This is a genomic window from Mesorhizobium sp. M1338 (assembly GCF_040318045.1).
GTDB lineage: Bacteria > Pseudomonadota > Alphaproteobacteria > Rhizobiales > Rhizobiaceae > Mesorhizobium.
Genome location: NZ_JAMYLL010000004.1, coordinates 235,320 through 257,758, shown reverse-complemented (window position 1 = coordinate 257,758; position 22,439 = coordinate 235,320). Strand labels below are relative to the sequence as shown.

22 protein-coding genes are annotated in these 22,439 nt (G+C 62.9%); 17 read left to right on the top strand and 5 right to left on the bottom strand.

Going from position 1 to position 22,439, the window contains the following annotated elements; translation table 11 throughout:
* Positions 1–16 precede the first annotated feature (16 nt).
* On the bottom strand, positions 17–940 hold the full coding sequence (locus NKH19_RS06705; protein ID WP_352871995.1) for a LysR substrate-binding domain-containing protein: 924 nt from the start codon (positions 938–940) through the stop codon (positions 17–19).
* A gap of 84 nt (positions 941–1,024) precedes the next feature.
* Here NKH19_RS06705 and NKH19_RS06700 point away from each other — a divergent pair, with 84 nt between their 5' ends.
* From NKH19_RS06700 to NKH19_RS06630, 15 genes are all read left to right on the top strand, one after another.
* Positions 1,025–2,656: a zinc-binding metallopeptidase family protein gene (locus NKH19_RS06700; RefSeq protein WP_352871996.1), complete on the top strand. Its 1,632-nt coding sequence runs from the start codon at positions 1,025–1,027 to the stop codon at positions 2,654–2,656.
* Complete coding sequence (locus NKH19_RS06695; protein WP_023760469.1) at positions 2,643–3,575, top strand: dimethylarginine dimethylaminohydrolase family protein; 933 nt, start codon at positions 2,643–2,645, stop codon at positions 3,573–3,575. The genes NKH19_RS06700 and NKH19_RS06695 overlap by 14 nt, the downstream gene beginning before the upstream one ends.
* A 164-nt stretch (positions 3,576–3,739) precedes the next feature.
* On the top strand, positions 3,740–4,354 hold the full coding sequence (locus NKH19_RS06690; RefSeq protein WP_352871998.1) for a cupin domain-containing protein: 615 nt from the start codon (positions 3,740–3,742) through the stop codon (positions 4,352–4,354).
* A gap of 143 nt (positions 4,355–4,497) precedes the next feature.
* A complete protein-coding gene (locus NKH19_RS06685; RefSeq protein ID WP_352872000.1) occupies positions 4,498–5,439 on the top strand; it encodes an ABC transporter substrate-binding protein in 942 nt (313 codons plus the stop codon).
* Positions 5,440–5,535: 96 nt separating this feature from the next.
* Positions 5,536–6,333: an ATP-binding cassette domain-containing protein gene (locus tag NKH19_RS06680; RefSeq protein ID WP_352872002.1), complete on the top strand. Its 798-nt coding sequence runs from the start codon at positions 5,536–5,538 to the stop codon at positions 6,331–6,333.
* Positions 6,330–7,349 (top strand): ABC transporter permease, encoded by a 1,020-nt coding sequence (locus tag NKH19_RS06675; protein WP_352872003.1) that lies wholly within the window; start codon positions 6,330–6,332, stop codon positions 7,347–7,349. Before NKH19_RS06680 ends, NKH19_RS06675 begins: the two co-directional genes overlap by 4 nt.
* 1 nt (position 7,350) lies before the next feature.
* Positions 7,351–8,439, top strand: a complete 1,089-nt coding sequence (locus tag NKH19_RS06670) for a phosphotriesterase family protein (RefSeq protein ID WP_352872004.1) — start codon at positions 7,351–7,353, stop codon at positions 8,437–8,439.
* A 31-nt stretch (positions 8,440–8,470) separates the two neighbouring features.
* On the top strand, positions 8,471–9,241 hold the full coding sequence (locus NKH19_RS06665) for a glutamine amidotransferase (RefSeq protein WP_352872006.1): 771 nt from the start codon (positions 8,471–8,473) through the stop codon (positions 9,239–9,241).
* Positions 9,242–9,243: 2 nt separating this feature from the next.
* Complete coding sequence (locus tag NKH19_RS06660) at positions 9,244–10,155, top strand: ribokinase (protein WP_352982058.1); 912 nt, start codon at positions 9,244–9,246, stop codon at positions 10,153–10,155.
* Positions 10,152–10,994 (top strand): BtpA/SgcQ family protein, encoded by an 843-nt coding sequence (locus tag NKH19_RS06655; RefSeq protein WP_352871001.1) that lies wholly within the window; start codon positions 10,152–10,154, stop codon positions 10,992–10,994. Before NKH19_RS06660 ends, NKH19_RS06655 begins: the two co-directional genes overlap by 4 nt.
* Positions 10,991–12,385 carry a Zn-dependent hydrolase gene (locus NKH19_RS06650; protein WP_352982057.1) on the top strand — a complete coding sequence of 465 codons (1,395 nt, stop codon included), beginning with the start codon at positions 10,991–10,993 and terminating at the stop codon, positions 12,383–12,385. The genes NKH19_RS06655 and NKH19_RS06650 overlap by 4 nt, the downstream gene beginning before the upstream one ends.
* A gap of 73 nt (positions 12,386–12,458) precedes the next feature.
* Positions 12,459–14,612 (top strand): transglycosylase domain-containing protein, encoded by a 2,154-nt coding sequence (locus tag NKH19_RS06645; protein ID WP_352871004.1) that lies wholly within the window; start codon positions 12,459–12,461, stop codon positions 14,610–14,612.
* Between the two features lie 120 nt (positions 14,613–14,732).
* Positions 14,733–15,317, top strand: a complete 585-nt coding sequence (locus NKH19_RS06640) for a DUF1214 domain-containing protein (protein WP_352871006.1) — start codon at positions 14,733–14,735, stop codon at positions 15,315–15,317.
* On the top strand, positions 15,310–15,879 hold the full coding sequence (locus NKH19_RS06635; protein WP_352871008.1) for a DUF1254 domain-containing protein: 570 nt from the start codon (positions 15,310–15,312) through the stop codon (positions 15,877–15,879). The genes NKH19_RS06640 and NKH19_RS06635 overlap by 8 nt, the downstream gene beginning before the upstream one ends.
* A gap of 393 nt (positions 15,880–16,272) precedes the next feature.
* Positions 16,273–17,310, top strand: coding sequence for a hypothetical protein (locus tag NKH19_RS06630; protein WP_352871010.1), 1,038 nt, complete (start codon positions 16,273–16,275; stop codon positions 17,308–17,310).
* Here NKH19_RS06630 and NKH19_RS06625 read toward each other — a convergent pair.
* The 3 genes from NKH19_RS06625 to NKH19_RS06615 all read right to left on the bottom strand — a co-directional run bounded on the left by NKH19_RS06625 (position 17,288) and on the right by NKH19_RS06615 (position 20,259).
* A complete protein-coding gene (locus NKH19_RS06625) occupies positions 17,288–17,635 on the bottom strand; it encodes a DUF1491 family protein (RefSeq protein ID WP_352871012.1) in 348 nt (115 codons plus the stop codon). The genes NKH19_RS06630 and NKH19_RS06625 overlap by 23 nt on opposite strands.
* Positions 17,636–17,753: 118 nt before the next feature.
* Positions 17,754–18,536, bottom strand: a complete 783-nt coding sequence (locus NKH19_RS06620) for a peptidoglycan-binding domain-containing protein (protein ID WP_352871014.1) — start codon at positions 18,534–18,536, stop codon at positions 17,754–17,756.
* Entirely contained in the window at positions 18,511–20,259 is a 1,749-nt protein-coding gene (locus NKH19_RS06615) for a PAS domain-containing sensor histidine kinase (protein WP_352871016.1), read from the bottom strand. Before NKH19_RS06615 ends, NKH19_RS06620 begins: the two co-directional genes overlap by 26 nt.
* A gap of 525 nt (positions 20,260–20,784) precedes the next feature.
* Here NKH19_RS06615 and NKH19_RS06610 point away from each other — a divergent pair.
* Together NKH19_RS06610 and NKH19_RS06605 are read left to right on the top strand one after the other, a co-directional pair.
* Complete coding sequence (locus tag NKH19_RS06610; RefSeq protein WP_352871017.1) at positions 20,785–21,138, top strand: DUF5330 domain-containing protein; 354 nt, start codon at positions 20,785–20,787, stop codon at positions 21,136–21,138.
* A gap of 100 nt (positions 21,139–21,238) precedes the next feature.
* Positions 21,239–21,667 carry a SufE family protein gene (locus NKH19_RS06605; RefSeq protein WP_352871019.1) on the top strand — a complete coding sequence of 143 codons (429 nt, stop codon included), beginning with the start codon at positions 21,239–21,241 and terminating at the stop codon, positions 21,665–21,667.
* 112 nt (positions 21,668–21,779) lie between these two features.
* Here NKH19_RS06605 and NKH19_RS06600 read toward each other — a convergent pair whose 3' ends face one another.
* Positions 21,780–22,205, bottom strand: coding sequence for a Ros/MucR family transcriptional regulator (locus NKH19_RS06600; RefSeq protein ID WP_224696683.1), 426 nt, complete (start codon positions 22,203–22,205; stop codon positions 21,780–21,782).
* Between the last annotated feature and the right edge of the window lie 234 nt (positions 22,206–22,439).

The window sequence follows — 22,439 nt, the reverse complement described above, 5'->3', positions numbered from 1 at the left end:
TGGCGGCCGTGGTCGGCTATACCCGGGCGTGGCGCCCGTGGTCCGCCATGCCCTTGGCATTGCTCTCCGCGAGCTTCGACCGCAACCATCTGGCAAAGGCGTCGAGCACCGGATGCGCGGCCTTGGCGTGTTCGGAGACCAGGAAGTACGACCGCGGTGATTTGATCGCGATATCGAATGGACGCACCAGCCTGCCTTCGGCCAGCGCTTTGCCACTGGTCAGTTCGTCGCCCATAGCCATGCCCTGGCCGGCGATCGCGGCCGAGAAGACGAGATTCATGTCCGAAAAGAATATGCCGCCCTCCGGGTCGGGGTTCTCGACCTTCGACAATGCCAGCCAGCGCGCCCAGTCCTCGGTATCGCCGAGATGCAGGAGGTTGGCGCGCAAAACGTCGGCTGGCTTTGAGAATCCACCGACCTTGTTGAGCAGCGTCGGGCTGCACAGCGGCGTGAAGGAGATCTCGCACAGAAGCTCGACCGCGCGGTTCGGCCAGTTGCCGACGCCAAATGCGATGAAGGCATCGGCGTCGGCATTGCTGACATCATCCAGCCGGCGTGGCGTCAGGACGCGCAGCGCCACGTCAGGGTACATCTGCCGGAACTCGCCGATATGGGTGCACAGGAACAACGAGGCGAAGCCAGGCGTGCAACTGACGCTGAACGAGCCGCCAACGCCGGTGCCGGCATGGCGCGTCACCGCGTCGCCCAGCACGGTCAACGCCTTGCGCACATCGCTGGCGTAGCGCTGGCCGCGCGGCGTCAGCGCCACGCCCTTGCCGATGCGTTCGAGCAGGTCGAAGCCGAGGTCGCGCTCCAGCAGCCGAAGCTGGTGGCTGACGGCGCTGCGGGTCAGGTGCAACTCGTCGGCGGCGCGCCAGACGCTGCCGTGACGAGCGAAGCTGTCGAGCGCACGCAGTGCTTGTGTCGATGGTATGCGCAAGAGACCTCAGGTGAACCGAATTTGCATGAGCCGGAAAAACATATCACTTTTTGGCGGACCGCTTCACTGCTTTCTTCTGAGGCCATGGAGAAAGCGGTCACCACTTCGGCGCAAGCAACAGCGCTTGCCTGTCTTGACGACATCCGGCCGCTGCTGTCGGCGTGGACGCGCACCATTTTCGACTTCGGCGAGACTGCATGGCGCGAGTATCAATCCTCTGCCTGGTATGTGGAGAGACTGAAGCGCGAAGGCTTTTCCGTCGAGGAAGGTTCCGGCGGCATGCCCACAGCCTTCTGCGCGCATTGGACAAACGGCGCCGGTCCGACCATCGGCATGTATGCCGAATACGACGCCGTGCCGGGCAATTGCCAGGACGCGGCGACCGTCAGGCGCCCTCGCCCGGGCCTTGGCGAACATGCGGGTGGCCACACCGATCCGCATTCCGGGTTGGGCATTTCGAGTCTCGGCGGGCTGCTTGCGACCAAGGCGGCGATGCAGCGCCACGGCATACCGGGCACGCTGCGCTTCACCGGCGAACCGGCCGAGAAGGTGCGCGGATCAAAGCCGATCCATGCCGCCAGGGGTTATTATGACGGCCTTGCCGGCATGATCTCCTTCCATCCGTTTTACATGCTGCCGCTCTGCAACACGGCGCGCTGGGACACGCATTGCGGCGCGGCTTACGCGATGATCTATCGCTTTGTCTGCGACCAGCCGGAGCGCTGGCTGCGGTTGGCGGGCGGCGCAGCGCCCATTCCGCAGGCGCATTCGGCGGTGCGCGCGCCCGGCGCCAACGATGCGCTCATGATGATGTACATGGCGTCCAAGGCGCTGCGCGATTCCATGCTGCCGCACCAGGGTGGCTGGTCGATCAGTGAGGCGATCCTGACCGCCGGCCAGGCGACCGCCGACAACCTGCCGGCAGGATTGGCCGAGATCCAGTACATGATCCGCGTGCCGACCTTGGCGATGGCCGAGCAGATCACCGCCGTGCTCGACCGCAATGCCGAGGCCGCTGCCAGCATGAGCGGCTGCCGCCATGAGCGGTACTGGGTGTCGAAGTCGCGGCCGGGGCTGGCCAATCACACCATGGCCGAAATCGCTTATGAAGCGCTGTCGACCGTCGGGCCGCCGCGCTGGGACCAGGACGCCAAGGCAGTCGCGCGCGACATACAGGTCAATGCCGGGCGCATGGCGAGTGACGAGCCGTTCATCGAAGAACTCGAACGCCTGATCGAGCCGCGGGCGGCGGAGGCGATCCTGCGCCGCGATCTGCCGCCCTCGCAGGTGAATTCGACCTCGGACGATTACACCGATATGAGCTGGCATGCGCCGACTGCGCGCTTCTATGTCGCCCGCCCGGCGCTGCGCTCGGAGACCGGCTACCCCTATCCGTCATGGGTAATGAATGCGCTGGGCGGCATTCCTGCCACCATCGACCCAATGGTCGTCTGCGCGTCGAAGACCATCGCGTTGGCAGCCCTTCGCCTGCTGGAGGACAAAACCGCCCGCGGTGCGGCGATGGACGAGTTCGTCACCCGCACCGGCGGCGGCATCGGCGGTTCGAACTGGATCGCGCCGCTCTGCGACTACGAGCCGCCGATTGGATTCCGCTGGCCGGAATATGTCACCACCCCACGCGGGCGGGACTGGTGGATCCCGAACAATCAGTCACCCCAAGCCACCTCACGAGGAGCACCCCATGACCGTTCATGACCGTATTGTCGCCGAGCCGTTTTCGCTGCAGCGCCGCAATCCGGCCGGCGGCACCAAGCCGCTGACCGCCTGGGGCTTCGCCAACGAGACCGACGTCCTGACCGATGTCTTGCTCGGCTCGCCCAATTTCCTGCGTCACCTGTCGACCAGCTCGCTGTCGCGCAAGCATCTGCGCGAGGCGCCCTGCAACGTCCAGATCGCGCAAGCGCAGCACAAGGACCTCGTCGCCGCCTACGAACATTTCGGCGTCAACATCCACTGGCACGAACCGACACCCGAACTGCCGATGCAGGTCTATTCCCGTGATTCCAGTGTGATGACGCCTTATGGCGCCGTCATCACCGCGATGGCCAATTGGTGGCGGCGCGGCGAGAACTACGCCGCAATCCGCACCTACGAAAAGCTCGGCATCCCGATCTACGACATGGTCACGGCAGGTACTTTCGAGGGCGGCGACTTCAACGTCATCGAGGATGGCGTCGTGCTGATCGGCTGCGGCGGCGCCCGCACGCAAGAGGAAGGCGCTCGCCAGGTGCAGGCCTGGTTCGACAAGGAAGGCTGGGAGACCCGCATCGCCTTTATCGACGAGTACTATGTGCATATCGACCTGATGGTGGTGCCGATCGCCGAAAAACTGACCGCCGTTTGCCTCGCCTGCACTGAACCCGGCATCGTCGACTGGCTGAAGGGCAAGGGGCACGAGATCATCGACGTGCCGTTCCAGGACACGATGGCGCTCGGCTGCAACTTCATGTCGCTGGGCAAGGACCGAGTGATCGCGCCGACCTCCAGCCAGACGCTGATAGGCCAGCTCAAGGCACGCGGCTTCGAGGTCGCGGCCGTCGACATGAGCGAGATCTCCAAGACCGGCGGCGGCATCCACTGCATGGCACAGGCGCTGAAGCGCGAACCGGCCTGAGGGGCGGACCCCCATTCGCGAGCATTGAAACGGCGGGCCCAGCGCTTGCCATGGACGGGTCCGTGATTGCGACCCTGCGCATTCCTTCATTTTTCATAGGATGGACATCGCATAGGATCAGTTTTACGAGTCAGCCCAACCAGCGGAGATGTTCGCGCCCCCAGATGAACAAGATCGATACCCACAACAGCAAGGGCGACGAGCGCTCGACCGCCACCAGCCTCTTGCGGCTCGGCACGCGGTTGAAACTTTCCCGGCAGACGCGCGGGCTGACCTTGAAGGCGCTCGCTGCTGCCGCGAATTGCTCAGAAAGCCTGCTTTCCAAGGTCGAGAACGGCAAGGTCTCGCCCTCGCTTCCCATGCTTCACCGGCTTGTCGAGGTGCTCGGCACGAACATCGGCTGGATGTTCGAGGAGTCGGATGGCGAGGAAGGCATCGTCTTTCGGGCTGGATCGCGACCGTTGATAGCGCTCGATCCGCTTCGGCGCGGCGAAGGTATTTCGCTCGAGCGTGTCATCCCGTATTCGCCCGGCCATCTCCTGCAGTGCAACATCCATCATATCGAAGCGGGCGGTGAGAGCGCCGGCCCGATCCAGCATGCCGGCGAGGAAGTCGGCTATCTCCTGGAAGGTGCGATCGAATTGATGGTCGGCGAAAAAACGTTTCGCCTGTCTGCCGGCGATTCCTTCGTCTTCAACTCCGAACTGCCGCACTGGTACCGCAATGTCGGAGATGAACGCGCCAGCATTTTCTGGGTGAACACGCCAGCGACATTCTGATCCGGCGCATCCGCCCATTTCTTTTCGTTGGCGCTAATTCAAGTCACTTGACAAGAAATCAAGTACCTTGAATTATGCCTCTGCGCTCAGTCGCCAGGTGAGCCCGATCAAGGGCCTTTTCCGTAAAACCAAGGGGAACCGGAATGCGTCTTACCAAGATCCTTTCAGGCTGCACCGCAGCCATCGCCATGACCCTCGCCCTCGGCTCTGCTTCCGCCATAGCCGAGACCTATGCGCTGGTGACCATCAACCAGCAGGCCCTGTTCTTCAACCAGATCAATGACGGTGCAACAGCTGCTGCAAAGGCCGCTGGCGTCGACCTCGTCATCTTCAACGCCAACAATGTACCGAGCGCGCAGAACGACGCGATCGAGAATTACATCACCCAAAAGGTCGACGGCATCATTCTCGTCGCCATCGATGTCAACGGTGTAAAGCCGGCCATCACCGCGGCCAAGGCGGCCGGCATTCCGGTCATTGCCATCGACGCGCAGATCCCGAATGGCGACAACGTCGCCTTCGTCGGCGTCGACAACACCAAGGCGGGCGAGGATATCGGCAAGTTCTACGCCGAATACGTCAAGACCAAGCTGAACGGAACCGCCAAGATCGGCGTTGTCGGCGCGCTCAATTCGTTCATCCAGAACCAGCGGCTCGACGGCTTCAAGAAGGCCGTCACCGACAGCGGCCAGAAAGTCACCTTCCTCGACACGGTCGACGGCCAGAACGTGCAGGACGTAGCCCTGTCCGCCGCCGAGAACCTTATGACCGCCAATCCCGACATGACGACGCTTTACGCAACCGGCGAGCCGGCTCTGCTCGGTGCGGTTTCCGCCGTCACCAGCCAAGGCCGTACCGGCGATGTCAAGGTGTTCGGCTGGGACCTGACCAAGTCGGCGGTGCAAGGTCTCGAAGAGGGCTGGGTGGTCGCCGTCGTCCAGCAGGATCCGGCTGGTGAAGGCAAGGCAGCGGTTGAAGCCTTCGGCAAGCTCAAGAAGGGTGAGAAGATCGATCCGATCATCAATGTTCCGATCACCATCGTGACCAAGGAAAATGTCGGCCAGTTCAAGGACATGTTCAAGTAGTATCCTCCCCGGACCGCCGGGCCGCGCAATGACTTCAGGGTTGCCTGCGCGGCCTGGCGACCGATTGAACTTGTTACCTTGAGAACTGGAACCGTGATGAGCGATGGCGAATCCTACCGCGTCAGGATGACCGGTATTTCCAAACGATACGGCCCTATCCAGACGCTGGACGATGTTTCGCTGAACCTGAAGCCTGGCGAGGTGCTCGGCCTGGTCGGCGACAATGGAGCCGGTAAATCCACCTTGAGCAAGGTTCTGTCCGGTGCGGTCATTCCGGATTCCGGCACCATCGAGATCGACGGCAAGGCTGTCTCCTTTTCCTCACCGGCCGATGCCCGCGCCGCACGGGTGGAAATGGTCTACCAGGACCTTTCGCTCTGCGACACGATTGATGTGGCGGGCAATCTCTTCCTCGGCCGCGAGCCGCGGCGCCGCGTTCTCGGCGTCCCCTTTCTCGACAACAAGCGTATGCATGATCAGACGCGTGAGATGCTCGACCGGCTCGGCATCGTCATAGCCGATACCAGGCTCAAGGTCGAAAACCTCTCCGGTGGGCAGCGCCAGTCGATCGCCATCGGCCGCGCCGCCTCTTTCGATCCGTCGGTGCTGATCATGGACGAACCGACAGCGGCTCTTGCGGTGGCGGAAGTCGAAGCGGTTCTGGAGCTCATCCGCGCCGTCAGCGCCCGCGGCGTCAGCGTTATCCTCATCACCCATCGGCTGCAGGATCTGTTCCTGGTCTGCGATCGCATCCAGGTCATGTATGAGGGTTGCAATGTCGCCGAACGCAAGATCGGCGACACCAGCATCGAAGAGGTCGTCAACCTCATCGTCGGCCGCAAATTCACGGCGCGTTCGGCCCGCGCCAGCCGTGATGAGGCAGCGCAGCCATGAATGTCACGTCATCACCCAGGGATATCAGCGCCTCGCCGCCCAAACGCGGCCACAACACCACCTGGAAGGATGTGGCGATAGCCAATGGCAGCGTCGTCTCGATAGCGCTGTTCTTCCTCGTCGTCTGCGTGGTCTTCTCGCTGACCACCGGCTCTTTCCTGACGACGCCCAATCTGCTCAATATCGTGCGCCAGTCGGCGCCGCTGCTGATCGTTGCGGCAGCCATGACCTTCGTCATCACAACCGGCGGTATCGACCTTTCGGTCGGGTCCGTGCTGGCGCTGACGGCGACGCTGTCGGCTGTCTTGCTGCAGTCCGGCCTGCCGTGGCCGCTCGTCGTCGCCGCCATGCTGGCACTCGGCGCGGCGATCGGTGCTTTACAAGGCTTCTTCATCGCCTATGAGCGGATACCGGCCTTCATCGTCACACTTGCCGGACTCTCGATCATCCGCGGCGTGGCGTTGCTGATCACCGGCGGCTATTCGATCCCGGTTGAGCCGACCAGCTTCTTCGTCAACATCGGCAGGGCCTGGTTTCTCGGTGTGCCGGTACCGGCACTGCTCGCCCTTGTCGTTCTGATCGTTGCCTATCTCGCATTCAACCAGACGCCATTCGGCCGCTATGTCACCGGCATCGGGGCCAATGCCGAAGCCGTGCGCCGCGCCGGTGTCGATACGCGCTTCATGACGCTGTTCGTCTATGTCCTGTCGGGCATGGCGGCGGCGGTGGCCGGCGTTGTTCTTGCCGCCCGGCTCGGTTCCGGCTCGTCGAATTCCGGCCAGGGTTTCGAACTCGATGTCATTGCCGCCGTGGTGCTTGGCGGCACCAGCCTGTTCGGCGGGCGCGGCACGATCATCGGCACCGTGCTCGGCGCGTTGACCGTCGCCGTTATCGGCAACGGCCTGATCCTGTCGCACATGTCGCCCTTCCTGACGCCGATCGTCACCGGCACAATCATCCTCGTTGCCATCTGGCTGAATTTCCGGCTGTTCAAGGGCGCAACGCGGAGCCGCTGACATGGATCATCTGTTCGAAGACAAACCAAGGGAACGGGCGCCCATCGGTGTCCGCTCCGGCACCGTGATGACTGTTACCGGCCCGGTCGCGATCGCCGACATGGGCGTGACGCTTATGCATGAGCATATCCTGCTCGACGGCGCGAAATCGTGGAAATGCCCCTGCCATCCCGACGAGAGGAAGATCGCCGAGCAGCCGGTCAGCATGGAGATCATCGGCGAGTTGCGGATGAACCCCTACATGAACCGCGACAACGTCTCGCTCGACGACAGCGACCTGGCGCTTTCGGAGCTGGCGAAATACCGGGCGCTCGGCGGCCACACCGTGGTCGATGCGACCAATATCGGCATTGGCCGCGATCCGGTGAAGCTGGCGCGCATTGCCCGCGCCTCGGGATTGCGGATCGTGATGGGGACAGGCTTCTACCTGCAGCACACCCACCCCGACTGGCTGAAAGCGATGGACGTCGACGACGTCACCGAATTCCTCGTCAACGATGTCGGCGGCGGGTCGACCCAACCCGAAATCATGGCCGGCATCATCGGCGAGGTCGGCGTCAGCAAGGATTTCACCGACGAGGAACGCAAATCACTGCGGGCTTCGGCCCGCGCGGCCAAGATCACCGGCGTGCCGCTGACCATTCATCTGCCCGGCTGGGAGCGGCTGGCGCATGACGTGCTCGATGTGGTCGAGGCGGAAGGCGCCGATCTCCGGCATACGGTGCTTTGCCACATGAACCCGAGCCACAACGATCTTGCCTATCAGCAAAGCCTCGCCGCGCGCGGTGCCTTCCTGGAATACGACATGATCGGCATGGATTTCTATTATGCCGACCAGGATGCTCAGTCGCCGTCCGACGAGCAGAATGCACGGGCGATCCGCTCGCTGATCGACATGGGGCTACTCGACCGGATTCTGCTGTCGCAGGACGTTTTTCTCAAGATCATGCTGACCCGCTTCGGCGGTTTCGGCTACGGCTTCATCCTCAAGCATTTCGTGCCGAGACTGAAGCGCCATGGTGTCGAGCAATCGGCAATCGGCACTATGCTCATCGACAATCCAAAGACTGTGTTCGCCGAGGGCCTCTGAGCCGCGGCTCCAAACAAAATAGGGAGTCTACATGTCCAGGAAGAAGGTTCTTCTCGCAGGCGAGTCCTGGGTCTCGACCGCGACCCACATCAAAGGCTTCGACCAGTTTCCGACCGTGACCTATCACACCGGTGCCGATGAGCTGCTGGCCGCGCTGAAGGACGGTCCGTTCGACGTCACCTTCATGCCGGCGCATGAGGCGCAGCGAAATTTCCCGCAGACCATGGAAACGCTTTCGGCCTACGACGTGGTCGTGCTTTCCGATCTTGGTGCCAACACGCTGTTGCTCCACCCGGACACCTGGGTCCACTCCAAACCGACGCCGAACCGGCTGCGCCTGTTGCGCGACTATGTCGGCAATGGCGGCGGCCTGTTGATGTTCGGCGGCTATTACAGCTTCCAGGGCATCAATGGGGGCGCGCGCTATCACAAGACGCCGGTCGAGGACGTTCTGCCGGTCACCTGCCTGCCGGTGGACGACCGCGTCGAGGTTCCCGAAGGCTATGCGCCGGTCGTTGTCGGCCCGCAGAACCATCCGATCCTTAAGGGCCTCGGCAAGGATTGGCCGATCCTGCTCGGCTTTAACGAGGTCGCGGTAAAGGACGGTGCGGAAGTCCTCGCCACCGTTTCCTCCGACTACCGTTCGCTGCCACTGCTGGTGACCGGCAAATATGGCCAGGGCCGCACCGTCGCCTGGACCTCGGATGTCGGCCCGCACTGGCTGCCGCCCGGCTTCATCGCCTGGGATGGCTACAAGACACTGTTCGAACAGATGCTGGGCTGGGCAACGGCCAGGGATTAGCCATGCGCGTCCATGTCGTCGGCAATGTCTGCGTCGATACGACGTTTCGGCTGGACCGGTTTCCGGCGGCGGGCGAGACGCTGAACGCATCGGAACATGCCGATGGACTTGGCGGCAAGGGTGCGAACCAGGCGGTGGCCGCGGCGCGCACCGGAGCCGATGTTCGCTTCCGTGCGGCGATCGGCAACGATGCCGCCGGAGCCTGGATCACAGAGCAGCTGAGCCGCGAGCTCGATGCCAGCCATCTGATGATGCTGCAACTGCCCAGCGACCGGTCGACGATCATGGTCGATGCGCGAGGCGAGAATCTCATCGTTACCGGCGCCAGTTGCGCCGCAGCCTTCGATCCCCTGGCCGACGGCGATTTTATCCGATCGCTCGAACGCGGCGACATCGTCGTGGTTCAGGGTAATCTGGACCCTGATATAACGACCGCTTGCCTAAAGGTGGCGCGGGGCGCGGGGGCAACGACGGTCTTCAATCCAAGCCCGCTTGCGGCCGGCCATAGAGCGGGTTTGAGCGACGTCAGTCTCGCCATCGCCAATGCAGGCGAAGCGGCGCAGCTGACCGGAATGAGCAATCCTGACGAGGCAGCCCGCGAAATAATCCGTCAAGGCGCGGGAACCGCCGTCGTGACGCTTGGCGCGCTCGGCTGCCTAGTCGCCGATGGCGAAGGACGGATCGACCGGTTCGTGGCGCCGAGGGTAGCCGTGGTAGACACAAGCGGCGCGGGCGATGTCTTTTGCGGTTGCCTCGCCGGCTGTCTTGCAGCCGGCATGGACCGCGCCGCGGCCGCGCGGACCGCGGCCCGCGCCGCAGCCATCTCGGTCGGGCGTGCCGGCACGCTCGGCTCCTGCCCCGACAGGCGGGAGATGAAACTGCTCATGGAAACGACGGAAGCGGAAACCGCATGACAAAATCCTCAAAACCGGTCGGCCAGGCGACGAATGATGCGCTGCAGTCGATCTTCGGCAGAAGCAAGGTGGTGATCGGCGTTGTTCATCTGGCGCCTCTTCCAGGTGCGCCGCGCTATGATGGTGAAGCGGTCGAGGCCATCTATCAACGTGGCCTCGACGACGCCAAAGCCTATTTGCACGGCGGTTGCGATGGCGTGATCGTCGAGAACCACGGCGACGTTCCGTTTGCCAAGCCCGATGATATCGGGCCGGAAACCTCCGCCTACATGTCCGTCGTCTCAGACCGGATCCGCAGGGAACTCGGCCGGCCGATCGGCATCAACGTGCTTGCCAATGCTTCCATTCCCGCGCTGTCGATCGCCAGTGCCTCCGGCGCTTCCTTCGTCCGCGTCAATCAGTGGGCCAACGCCTATGTCGCCAATGAGGGCCTTATCGAAGGTGAAGCGGCGCGCGCCATGCGCTTCCGCGCCAGGCTTAGGGCCAATGGCATCCGCATCTTCGCCGATGCGCATGTCAAGCATGGCGCCCACGCCATCGTCGGCGACCGGCCGGTCGAGGAACAGGTCAAGGATCTGGTGTTCTTCGATGCCGACGCGGTGATTGCCACTGGCCAGCGCACTGGCCACGCCGCTGATCTCGGCTACATCAGGATGATCAAGGACGCCGCCGGACTGCCGACCCTTGTCGGCAGCGGGGTGACGCCCGACAACGCCAACGATATCCTCGCCATCGTCGACGGCGTCATTGTCGCCAGTTCGCTTAAGCACGATGGCGTGTGGTGGAACCAAGTCGACCCGCAACGGGTGAACGGCTTTATCCGAGGCCTCAAGCGGTGACTTTGGTGCCGGAGATCGACGGCGAGCGGCTGCTGGGCCGCCTCGATGCCTTCGCCCGGATCGGCGCGACACCAGCCGGCGGCGTAAACCGACAGGCGTTCAGCATTGAGGATCGCAGCGCCCGGCGCCTGCTGGCGGAATTGGCGCTCGAGCGCGGCTTCGCGGTTTTTCAGGACGCAATGGCGAACCTCTTCATCCGCCGCGAGGGCACGGATGCCACGCTGCCGCCGCTGCTGATCGGCAGCCACCTCGACAGCCAGCCGACCGGCGGGCGCTTCGATGGAGCGCTCGGCACGCTTTCCGCCTTCGAGACGCTCGAAGCCGTGGAGGACGCGAAGGTCGAAACTCGAATGCCGATCGAGGTCGTCGCCTGGGCCAATGAAGAAGGTAGCCGGTTCGCGCCGGGTGTCATGGGCTCCATGGCCTTCACCGGCGCCGATATTTCCGCATGGCAATCCATAGTCGGCAGCGACGGTGCGTCCCTCGCAGAGGAGCTCGCGGCAACCATCTCCGCCCTGCCAGAGGCAACCCTTCGCCCCCTCGGCATGCCGATCTCCGGCTATATCGAGCTCCATATCGAACAGGGACCATCGCTGGAAAAGGAGCGGTTGCCGATCGGTGTCGTCACCGCCGTGCAAGGTACGCGCTGGCTGGAAGTCTCCATTGAGGGCGCTGCCGGTCACGCTGGTACAACTGGCCTTGCCTACCGCAGGGATCCCATGGTCGCGGCCGTTGCCGCAATGCACAGGCTGCAGACGACGGTCATGCCGCTCGACAGCAGCGCAAGGCTGACGGTGGGCCGGGTCACCGCCAAGCCGGGATCGATCAACGCCATACCGCAGTCGGTGGCCTTCGCCGTCGACATCAGACACCCGCGGGTAGAGCGGCTCGATGCCATCGAAGCCGAAACGCGCCAGGTCTGCGCGGCGGAGGCAGGGGCACAGCATTGCACTGCAATGATCAGGCGGTCGTTCGACATGCCCGGGGCGGCATTCTCTCCCGATATGGTCAAAACCGTCGAGGAGGCCGTCAATTCCCTGCGGCTGCCGCACAAGCAGATGATATCGGGGGCATTCCATGACGCGCTGTTCCTCGCCCGGGTGGCGCCTGCCGCGATGATTTTTGTGCCGTGCCGTGAGGGGCTGAGCCACAACGAGGCGGAATATGTGGAGCCCGCCTACGCGGTCACCGGCGCGCGGGTTCTGCTCAAGGCGGCTATCGCGGCAGCCTCGCTTGATGATTCAAGGCACTGCTCTGGCAGGCTGATTGCGATGCGCTCGGTTTCGAGCGGCGGCGGTCGCCATTCATGCCTGCCCCCCTGCCCTTGCACCAACAAACCGTGCAGCTGTGTCCTCACCGCCCTTGTGGGTGTCCGCAAAATGGATGAATAGTCGGGACGGTGCATCGCCCTGAATTTGCCGGTTTGCGGTCCTCAGGTCGTGCAATCGCTAGCCGGATTTCCGAATGGCCAGTCCTGAACCACGCAAGAGAAGAGGGCCGATCGCCACCCGGCTGCTGGCGCTCGACGCGTGGATCGATTCCTCGCTCTACGAGATCGGTTTCAAGGCGCGCCAATTCTGGGAATCCGCGACGATTTTTTCGCGGCGCTTCCGCGTCAGCGGCTGGCGCCGCGGCATCATCGAACTGTTGAGCGAAGGTTTCACGCTGGGCGCCGGCGGCATTGTGGTGATGCTGGCGCTCGCCGTACCAGCTTTCCAGGACACGGCCGGCGACTGGCGCGCCCAGGGCGATTTCGCGGTTACCTTCCTCGACCGCTACGGCAACGAGATCGGCCAGCGCGGCATCATCCAGCGCGATTCCGTCCCAGTCGACGAGATGCCCGATCATGTCATCAAGGCGGTTCTCGCCACGGAGGACCGCCGCTTCTTCGATCACTACGGCATCGATGTATTGGGCCTTTCACGCGCGATCTTCGAGAATGTGCGGGCGAATTCCGTCGTCCAGGGCGGCTCAAGCATCACCCAGCAGCTGGCCAAGAACCTGTTCCTGACCAATGAGCGCACATTGGAGCGCAAGATCAAGGAAGCTTTCCTGTCTCTGTGGCTCGAGGCCAATCTGTCGAAGAAGGAAATCCTGCAGCTCTATCTCGACCGCGCCTATATGGGCGGCGGCACATTCGGCATCGAGGCGGCCGCCGACTTCTATTTCGGCAAAAGCGTCAAGGACCTGAACCTCGCCGAGGCGGCGATGCTGGCCGGGCTGTTCAAGGCGCCGACCAAATATGCGCCGCACATCAACCTGCCGGCGGCGCGTGCGCGCGCCAATGTGGTGCTGTCCAACCTTGTCGATTCCGGTTTCATGACCGAAGGCCAGGTTCTGCAGGCAAGGCTGCACCCGGCCGATGTCGTCGATCGCGGCGAACAGAAGAGCCCGGATTATTACCTCGACTGGGCGTTCGACGAGGTCAAGAAGATCGCCAAACCGGGTCAGCACTCACTCGTTGCCCACACCACCTTCGACGCCAACATCCAGAAGGCGGCGGAAGAATCGGTGGAGTTCCACCTGCGCCAGTTCGGGAAGGAATATAACGTCACCGAGGGCGCGGTGGTCGTCATCGAAACCAACGGCGCCGTCAGAGCCATCGTCGGCGGCCGCGACTATGGCGCCAGCCAGTTCAACCGCGCCACCAAGGCGCTTCGCCAAACCGGATCATCGTTCAAGCCCTATGTCTATGCCACGGCGATGGAGCACGGTTTCACGCCCAATTCCATCATTTCCGGCGGCCCGATCAGCTGGGGCAGCTGGTCACCGCACAATTACAGCGGCGGCTCGGCGGGCAATGTCACACTGATCATGGCAATGGCCAAGTCGATCAACACCGTGCCGGTGCGGCTGGCCAAGGACCATCTCGGCATCGGCCCGATCAAGGCCATGGCCGAGGCTATGGGCGTGGAGTCGCCGCTCGAATCGCACAAGACGATGGTGCTCGGCACTTCCGGCATGACGGTGATGGACCAGGCGACGGGCTACAGCGTGTTCGCGCAGAATGGCTTCGTCGGCTCGCGGCACGGCATCACCCAGTTGGTGACCCGCACCGGCGACGTGGTCTATGATTTCGCCAAGGATGCGCCGCCGCCACACCGGGTGCTGTCGGAGCAGGCGCTGAAATCGATGAATACGATGCTGGCGGCGGTGCCGGTGATGGGCACGGCGCGGCGGGCCCAACTTCCCAACATCGTCGTCGCCGGCAAGACCGGCACGACGCAATCCTACCGCGACGCCTGGTTTGTCGGCTTCACCGGCAACTACACGGCGGCGGTATGGATGGGCAACGACGACTTCACGCCGACCAAGAACATGACGGGTGGCTCGCTGCCGGCGATGGTGTGGCAGCGACTGATGGTCTACGCGCACCAGAACATCGACCTCAAGCCGATCCCGGGCATCGACAAACCCTTTGTCGACGAGGAGATCGCGGCCAAGGCCGAGGAAGCGCAGAAGAAGAGCGACGCGCAGGCGGCGGCCGATGCCGCGGCTGAACGGCCGGCGGTGCTGTCCAGCCGGACCACGCAGACGCTGCGGGACATGACCAAACTGTTCCAGTCGCCGCTGGCCCTCGATGCGCCTCAATCGCCGGAGACGCTGTCGGCACTGTGATCCTTTCCGACTGGGCGGATCATTCCGACTGGCTTGGGCGGGCAAATCCATCGGCCCGCTTGCCACAGGGCCCCACGCCGCGATATCCCCGAGCGCAACTCTTCGTGTCCCCGGCCCTTCATGCTCAAGAATGCCTTCCTGACACTGCTTTCGCTTGCCATAGCCATCGTCGGCGGTGGCGGCAGCGTCTGGTATGCGCTGAAAGTCCAGGATGGTGCCGGCGCCATCCGGATCGGCCAATGGACGGCCTTTCCCGACATCGGCACGCCGTCCGCCGATCCTTATTCCAAGGCCCGCGTGGCGCGCGAGGGCGTGCTTGCGCTCGGCCGCGCCGAAGGGCTGTCCTTCGTGGCCGCGCGCGACGCGGGCGGCGCCGAGCTCAGGCGCGAATGCACCTACACGATCGCGGGTGGTTTTCCGACGGCACGGTTCTGGACGCTCTATGCCGCCGACCAGTCGCTCGGCGTGGTCGAAACCGGCAAAACCCGGCTAGCCGCACTACAATCCTATGGAGTTGTGCGCCAGCCCGACAATTCGGTCATCATTTCCGCCGGCCATTATCCGATGCCGGGCAACTGGCTGCTGACCGACGGCTACGGCAGGATGTATTTCGTGCTGACCTTCTACGACACGCCGATCGCCAGCAGCACCGGCCTGTCGGACGTTTCGCTGCCGCGGATCGTAAAGGTCGGCTGCGATGCGTAGTTTCCATGCGGCGATGCGCAGGCTTTTTCATGCGGTCCTGCTCGGCCTGCTCGGCGCCGGCATCGTGCACATCGTCGTGCTGTTTCTGGTGCCTGAATTTTCCGAACGCGATGCTTGGTCGCGTCTGTCCATGGCGTCGGATCTCTACAAGATGACCCGGCTCGATGCCGAGGCTGGTGGCGCGCCCGTGGTGAAATCCGTCGATCCGCTGTTTTATGCTACGGCATGTCGGTTCGACCTGGGCGAAGGCATGGTCCGCATCAAGGCGCCTGGACATGTTCCGTTCTGGTCGGTGTCGGTTTATGACCGCAGCGGCCACAACATCTATTCCTTCAACGACCACACCACGACTGAGGGCGCGCTGGATGCCGTCGTGCTGACGCCGGCGCAGATGATCGACGTGCGCAAGGACCTTCCCGAGGAGCTTCAGGGAGCGATCTTCGTCGAAGCGCCGATCGAGGAAGGCATCTTCGTCATCCGTGCCTTCGTACCCGATGACAGCTGGAAGCCGATCGTGTCGCGCTTCTTCGAGCAGAGTTCCTGCGAGTTGCAGGACTTCTAGTGGTGCGGAACCGGCTTGGTCCCTGGCGACCCTGGCTTGCCGGGATCGACCGGCCGCACGTCGCCCCCATGAGACCGCTCGTAGCGGATGCCGGGAAAGATGATCACCGCCGCCGGAATTTCGGCGGTTTGCTTTGTCCGATTGCTAGGTGCCGTTCTCGGCACGAAAGACAGTACCATGCCCATGATTCGCGCATTCCTCTCGGTTTCCCCGGAGCACAACGCAACGCCTCCAAATATCATTAAGGCCGGCAGAGGGTTAACGGAGCGCTAACGGATCGTCGCTAATTTGACCTTTGTCTTGAGGTCAGGACGTCCTGACCGGACACTCGCGAAACCGACATAGTCCCGGTGGAGCGTGGTCGAGATTGTGTCGAGTACGGGCGTATCCTTCGTGTCATCTTCGGACTTCAGGCAAATCGCGGTACGCAAAGACTCAGGAAAGGCCGAAAGGCTGTTCCGCGCCGCGGTGTCGGCATTCTGCTCGCTCACCCGCCCTTCACGCCGTGAGATCGGCCAGCTCGAAGACTTGACGCTGCCGCTGTTCAACGATGTCTCCGTCGAGTCTCGCCGTTACGTGGCAGCCGCCCTTTCCGAATGCGAATATGCCCCCGCCGCTTTGGTGCGCCGTCTCTGCGAGGAACCGGTCGACATTGCCGCTCCCTTGCTCATCCGCTCACGCGCCGTCAGCAACATCGATCTCATCGCGCTGATCGGGCGGCACGGACTGCCGCATGCACGCGCCATCGCGCGCCGCAAGGACCTGAACCCGACCATAGCCGACCTGATCCGGGCCCTCGAAAGGCCAACTCTGGTGCGAATGCGGGAGCCGGAAGCGAACGTCATCGCGGCAGACAAGATTGCGCCTGCGAGCACCGAAGCTGCCGTCGACGAGCCCAGCAGAGAACAGGTGGCCGGCGCTGCCGCCGAAAGTGCACGGCGCAGGCTGCGTTCCATGATGCGCATTGGCGACGAAGCGGCAGCGACGAACGCCGATCCCTTCACGGGCGCGGACACCTATGTGAAATTGCGCGAGACGGCGCTGACCGGAAACGCCGCGTTCTTCCAGACCGCACTCGCCGATGCGCTCGATATCGATTTCTCGATCGCGCGCGCGCTCACCGCCAATCAGAATTATGCCTCGCTGCTTGCCGCACTGCGCTCGCTCGACCTCAGCGAGGACAGGGCATTCCTGATCACGGTTGCGGTCTATCCCGGCCAGTTCCCGCACCCGCAGGCAATCCGCAACTTCCTCGACCGCTACCGGCTCCTGCATCGCGAAGCAGCCGCCGACAAGGTGCGGCTCTGGAAAGCCGAAACCCTTTCAAGGGTGGCTCGCGACGCAGCACCCGCAAACAGCGATACCCGCACGGCATCGAACAGTGACGATGCGGCGGCTTCCTCCGGCTTCAGGGCGTCTTCACGGAAATAAGCTCCTCGACGGGCACAGTGCCCGCCTCGATCTCGACTACCCAGATGTCGGGATCGAATTTTTTCTCCCTTTCCAGCCTGGCATCGAGCACGGCGGCATCGTCGCCGGCCCCGAGCAGAGTGAAAAACCGGTCGTCGGGCTTGGCCGAATCGTAGCTCGTCTGCGGCGCCGGGCCGAACAGGGCAACCTCGCCCAGCCTGCCCCGCGTCACGACGAACACAGCACCGGCCTCGGTCGCGCCGCGCTTGACCACGGCTGCAAATCCGCCGGCGCTGAACACCCGGCGCAACAGGGCCGAGACCCATAGATCCGATGTGACGCGCATGAGAGAACTCCGCTAATGCATGTCGCCTAAATGTGCCCCGGTTTTGGAACAACGACATGCATGGAAACAAGGGGCTCTATCGATATTTCAGCCGTTCGGCGAGCCGTCGTTTCAGCCGTCAGTTGGTCAGGCCGATCTCACGCATCTTGACGTAGACGATCTCGTCGGGCTCGCCCGTCTGCGGCAGCCCGAACAGCGACTGGAATTCCTTGATTGCCGCCTTGGTGCGCGCGCCGACGACGCCGTCCAACTGCATGTCGTCATTGCCGAACGCCTTGAGCCCGGCCTGGATCTTGACGATGCGGGCATCGGGCGCCTGGTCGGCATTCGTCTGCCCGGAATTCGTCTGTAACGACACCGGAACGGCGACCGGCGTATCCGGGCGCGGGCGCGGCCTGGGTACGACGGAGGCGGTTTTCGGCGTCGCGCCCAGTTGATCCAGCAGCAGCGCGTCGATCTCGCCGGACGTGTTGAGCCCGACCTTCTGCTGATAGGCCTGGATGGCCTTGCGCGTGTTGGGTCCGGAAATGCCGTCGACCGTTCCGGAATAGAAATCGAGATCCTTGAGTATGCCTTGCACCTGCTCGACCACCGGATCGCCTTTGATCGGTGCCGGCGCGCCGGATGGCCGCAGGATGTTGAATGTCGTCTCCGGTTCGTCGGACGCCGCGTGCGGAAAGCCCTCGATGCTGCGGGTCGCGAAGAACGCGCCAGCATGCGGGAAAGGCTGGTACCACAAGGCATTCGCGGAAACGTAGAACAGCGTCACCAGGAATGCCGTCGAGCCACCCACCAGGACGGGATTGCGCGAGATCATGCCGCCGACGGCGACGGCGCCATCCTGAAGGGCATTGCTGGGGCGCTTGACCGGCTTCTTAGGCTGTCTTGCGGAGCGAGCCATTTCTGTCCCCTTTCGCCATAGCCACAGGCATGGTCAGCACGCCGGCTTTCTCCGCCTGGCGTCCCTTCGGTCCGTTCACCGGCAGGCTGATGGTCACCGTGGTGCCCTCGCCCGGCATGCTTTCGATGGACATCGTGCCTTCGTGCAAGGCCACTAGGCCCTTGACCAGCGAAAGGCCAAGACCTGTCCCTTCGAAACGGCGGGTATAGTCGTTCTGGATCTGCATGAAGGGCTTGCCGAGATTGGCAAAATCCTCCTCGGCTATGCCGATGCCGGTGTCCCTGACCCAGAAATGCAGACGCGAACCGATCCGCTTGGCGCCGACGACGACATCGCCGCCATCGGGGGTGAATTTGATCGCATTGGAGACAAGGTTGATGAGCATCTGCTGCACGGCACGCCGATCGGCATTGATGTCGCCAGCGTCCGGCGCGATCTGCGTCCGCAGATCGATGTTCTTGGCCTGCGCCTGCAGCTGCATCATGGACTGGCACATGTCGACCGCTTCGGCGAACCGGAATGGCTCCGGTTCAGTCGCATAGACGCCCGATTCGATCCTGGACACGTCGAGTATCGAGGTCACGACGGCCAGCAGATGCTGGCCCGAATCCCTCACCAGGCCGACATATTCTTTCTGGCGCGGATCCTTGAAGGCGCCGAACATCTCATGCAGCAGCATGTCCGAGAAGCCGATGATGGCATTCAGCGGCGTGCGCAGTTCATGGCTGACCACCGCTAGGAAGCGCCCCTTCGCCACCTCGGCGGACGCGGCCGCCTCATTGGCCGCCGCGAGATCCTCGCGCAGCCGGGCAATCTCGTCATTCTCGCGCAGGACAAGCGTGAAGACGTCGCCCTGTTCCTCACTCCGCACCAGATCGAGCGAGAACGGCCGATAATTGTCGGCCGCCACGCGATTGTCATTTTGGCCATTGCCGTTCTGAGGCAGCCTGACGCGCAATTCGAGCCGGCGCGACCGCGCGCCATCGCGCATGTCGGCCAGGGCGCTGAGATAGGAGACGCGATCCGAGAGATGAATGCGATCGAAGAAGCCATTTCCTGATAGCAGTTCGGCTGGCAATTTCAAAAGCGTGCGCGCCTTTGGCGAAGCGTCCAGAACCTCGCCATGACGGGCGACGCGCAAGACCACCGCATCGATGATGTCTTCGAGCCGATCGGCCGTGTCCACGACATCGGCCGCGGCGGTCGTGTCGCGAAACACCGACGCGCGCGGGATCAGTGTGAGCGCCCAGGCCAATGGCACCAGCCAGTGCCAGGTAGCAATCTGCGCTCCTGCGAACGGGAACACGGTTGCAGCCAGAGGCTGTGCCAAAATGGCGGCGGCGGCCGATACGGCTCCCCAAAGTGCCGCACGCCGCGAGGCACCGATCCACCAGGCTTCGAATGGCAATGCCACGACCAGCATGGCGACAGGTGAACTCAGCCCGCCCGCGGCGGCAATGAGACTGCCGAGAGAAACGCCCGCCACTGCCAGGGCGAGCTGACTTGCGATCGCCATCTTGCCGGTCGCCGCCACCAGCAAGGCGACGAACCAGCACAGGCCAAAGGCCGCGAAGATGGCGGCCATGGTGACGGCGGCGCCCATGCCTGAAGTGACCAGCGTGACCGCGGCGCCAGCGGCAAAGAAAGGAGCGGCGAGCATGACCCCGATGAAGCGGCGCTGGCGCTCGCGGTCGCTCCGCCCAAGGATGGACGGATGGACCATACGTTCGCAACCGGCGGCAATCGCGCCAGGCAATTCAACGTATCTGGCCTTGATTGAACTCAACTCAACGCACCCGTAATCGTTGTGGACAGCTCTGCTTTGCAGATCGTTCTGGTTGGCTCTGAAACTCGCATCCAGCGTTTAAGGAATGGATAAGGCAGGGCCGACCAAGGCCCCGGCCTGCGGCAAATATCGGGATGCCGGCAGCCGAAAGCCCGGGCAAATGCAGCCATAGTAAACGGAGGGTTATTCGGCGACCCGTGCCCATTGGCAGAGCGCGGACTCCCAGCTTTCAGGAAAAAGCAGGAAAAGCATGGAGATAGATGGTTATTTCGCGTTAAGAAAAATCATTCGGATTTGAGACAAATCGATTGCGCAACGGCGCGTTTCGAATTTGCCTAAAATTTGAGGAAAATTCTCACTTAGCCCGCAAGCCGTCCTTTGCGCATGTGTGCCAACATCCTGCCTACAAAAGAGGTCATGCCATATGGATGCATGATCCGGTCACGACGAGAGGACAAGGGCATGGTCTTCCTGATAAGAATGGCTTTCTGGTTTTCGCTGGTGCTGCTGGCGCTGCCGCTGACTGTTGGCCCCGATGAAACCGGCCGCGAAAGTGTTGGCCCGATCCAGGCCTTGTTTGCGGCGCGCGAAGCGGTTGGCGACATCGCCGGCATTTGCGAACGCAAGCCCGATGTCTGCGAGACCGGCAAGTCGGCGATGCACACCATCACCGCCCGCGCCAGGGAGACCGCCAAGATCGCGGCAGCGATGCTGGACGACAAGTCCGCCGCCGGCCCTGACACATCGACGATGACCGGCAGCGTGCCGGAGGAAGTCGTCTTGCCCGAGACAGTCACCCTGCCGGCGCGGAATTAAGCCGTTTCGACGGCGCACCGCGGGCTATCTGCCCTCTCGACGCCCGGGGTGTCCTTGTTTTTTCCGTGACGCGGCGCCGCCGCGTAACTATATCCGGGCCATGACCACCACGATCCAGACGATCCGCGACGATTTTTCGTTCCTTGAGGAATGGGAAGACCGCTATCGTTACGTCATCGAACTCGGCGAGGCACTGCCGCCGTTTCCGGACGAGGAGCGCAGCGCCGCCAACAAGGTGCCGGGCTGCGTCAGTCAGGTCTGGCTGACCACCGAACAGGGGCCTGGAGCTGATCCGGTCATCACCTTCACCGGCGATTCGGACGCTCATATCGTGCGTGGACTGGTCGCGATCATGCTGGCGCTGTTTTCCGGCAGGGCCGCCAGCGAAATCCAGAAGACCGACGCGGAAGCGACATTGAAAGAGCTCGGCCTCGACGAGCATCTGTCGCCGCAGCGCGCCAATGGCCTCCGCTCGATGGTCAAGCGCATCAAGCGCGACGCCGAGGCGGCGCTCAAGCAAACCGCCTGAAAGCGTTTCACACGCTCTTGCTGGAATTGCTCCGCTCGATCAGCGCTACCGCCCAGCAAGATCAAACGGCGCCCGAAGGCGCCGTTTGGGTCGATAAGTCTGCTGGCAGCGATTACCGCGCCTTGCGCTTGCGGCCGAGGCCCATCTTCTTGGCCAACTGGGACCGGGCAGCGGCATAGTTGGGTGCAACCATCGGATAGGTCGGGTCGAGGTTCCACTTTTCGCGATACTGATCCGGCGTCAGGTCATAGTGGGTCATCAGGTGGCGCTTCAGCGACTTGAACTTCTTGCCGTCTTCAAGGCAGACAATGTAGTCGTCATGAACCGAGCGCTTCGGGTTGACCGCCGGCTTTTGCTTGTCGGCAGGCGGCTGTTCGGCGGTTCCGCCCACACGGCCGAGCGCGGCATGGACGTCGGATATCAAGCTCGGCAATTCGCCGACCGGCACGGGATTGTTGCTGACATAGGCGGCCACCACATCGGCGGTCAACTCGATCAGCGCATCGCTGTTTCTGGAAGGTGTTTCGACAATATCCATGGTCTTCAGGCCCCAACAAGAGTTACTTCGATCTGCGCCCTTTTTACAGCCAGGGCATTGCACGAATTTTGTGCAGCTAGAGCTTCTGCGATTCGTGTCACAGGCACATCAATGACCCTGCGGACCAAGTAAGTCAATTCACCCTTTGCGCTATATTGAACGATGCTGGTCAATCATTCCCCGATCAGCTTCAATCTTTCGTGCATCGTGTAATTTATCGATATTTCTCGCGCC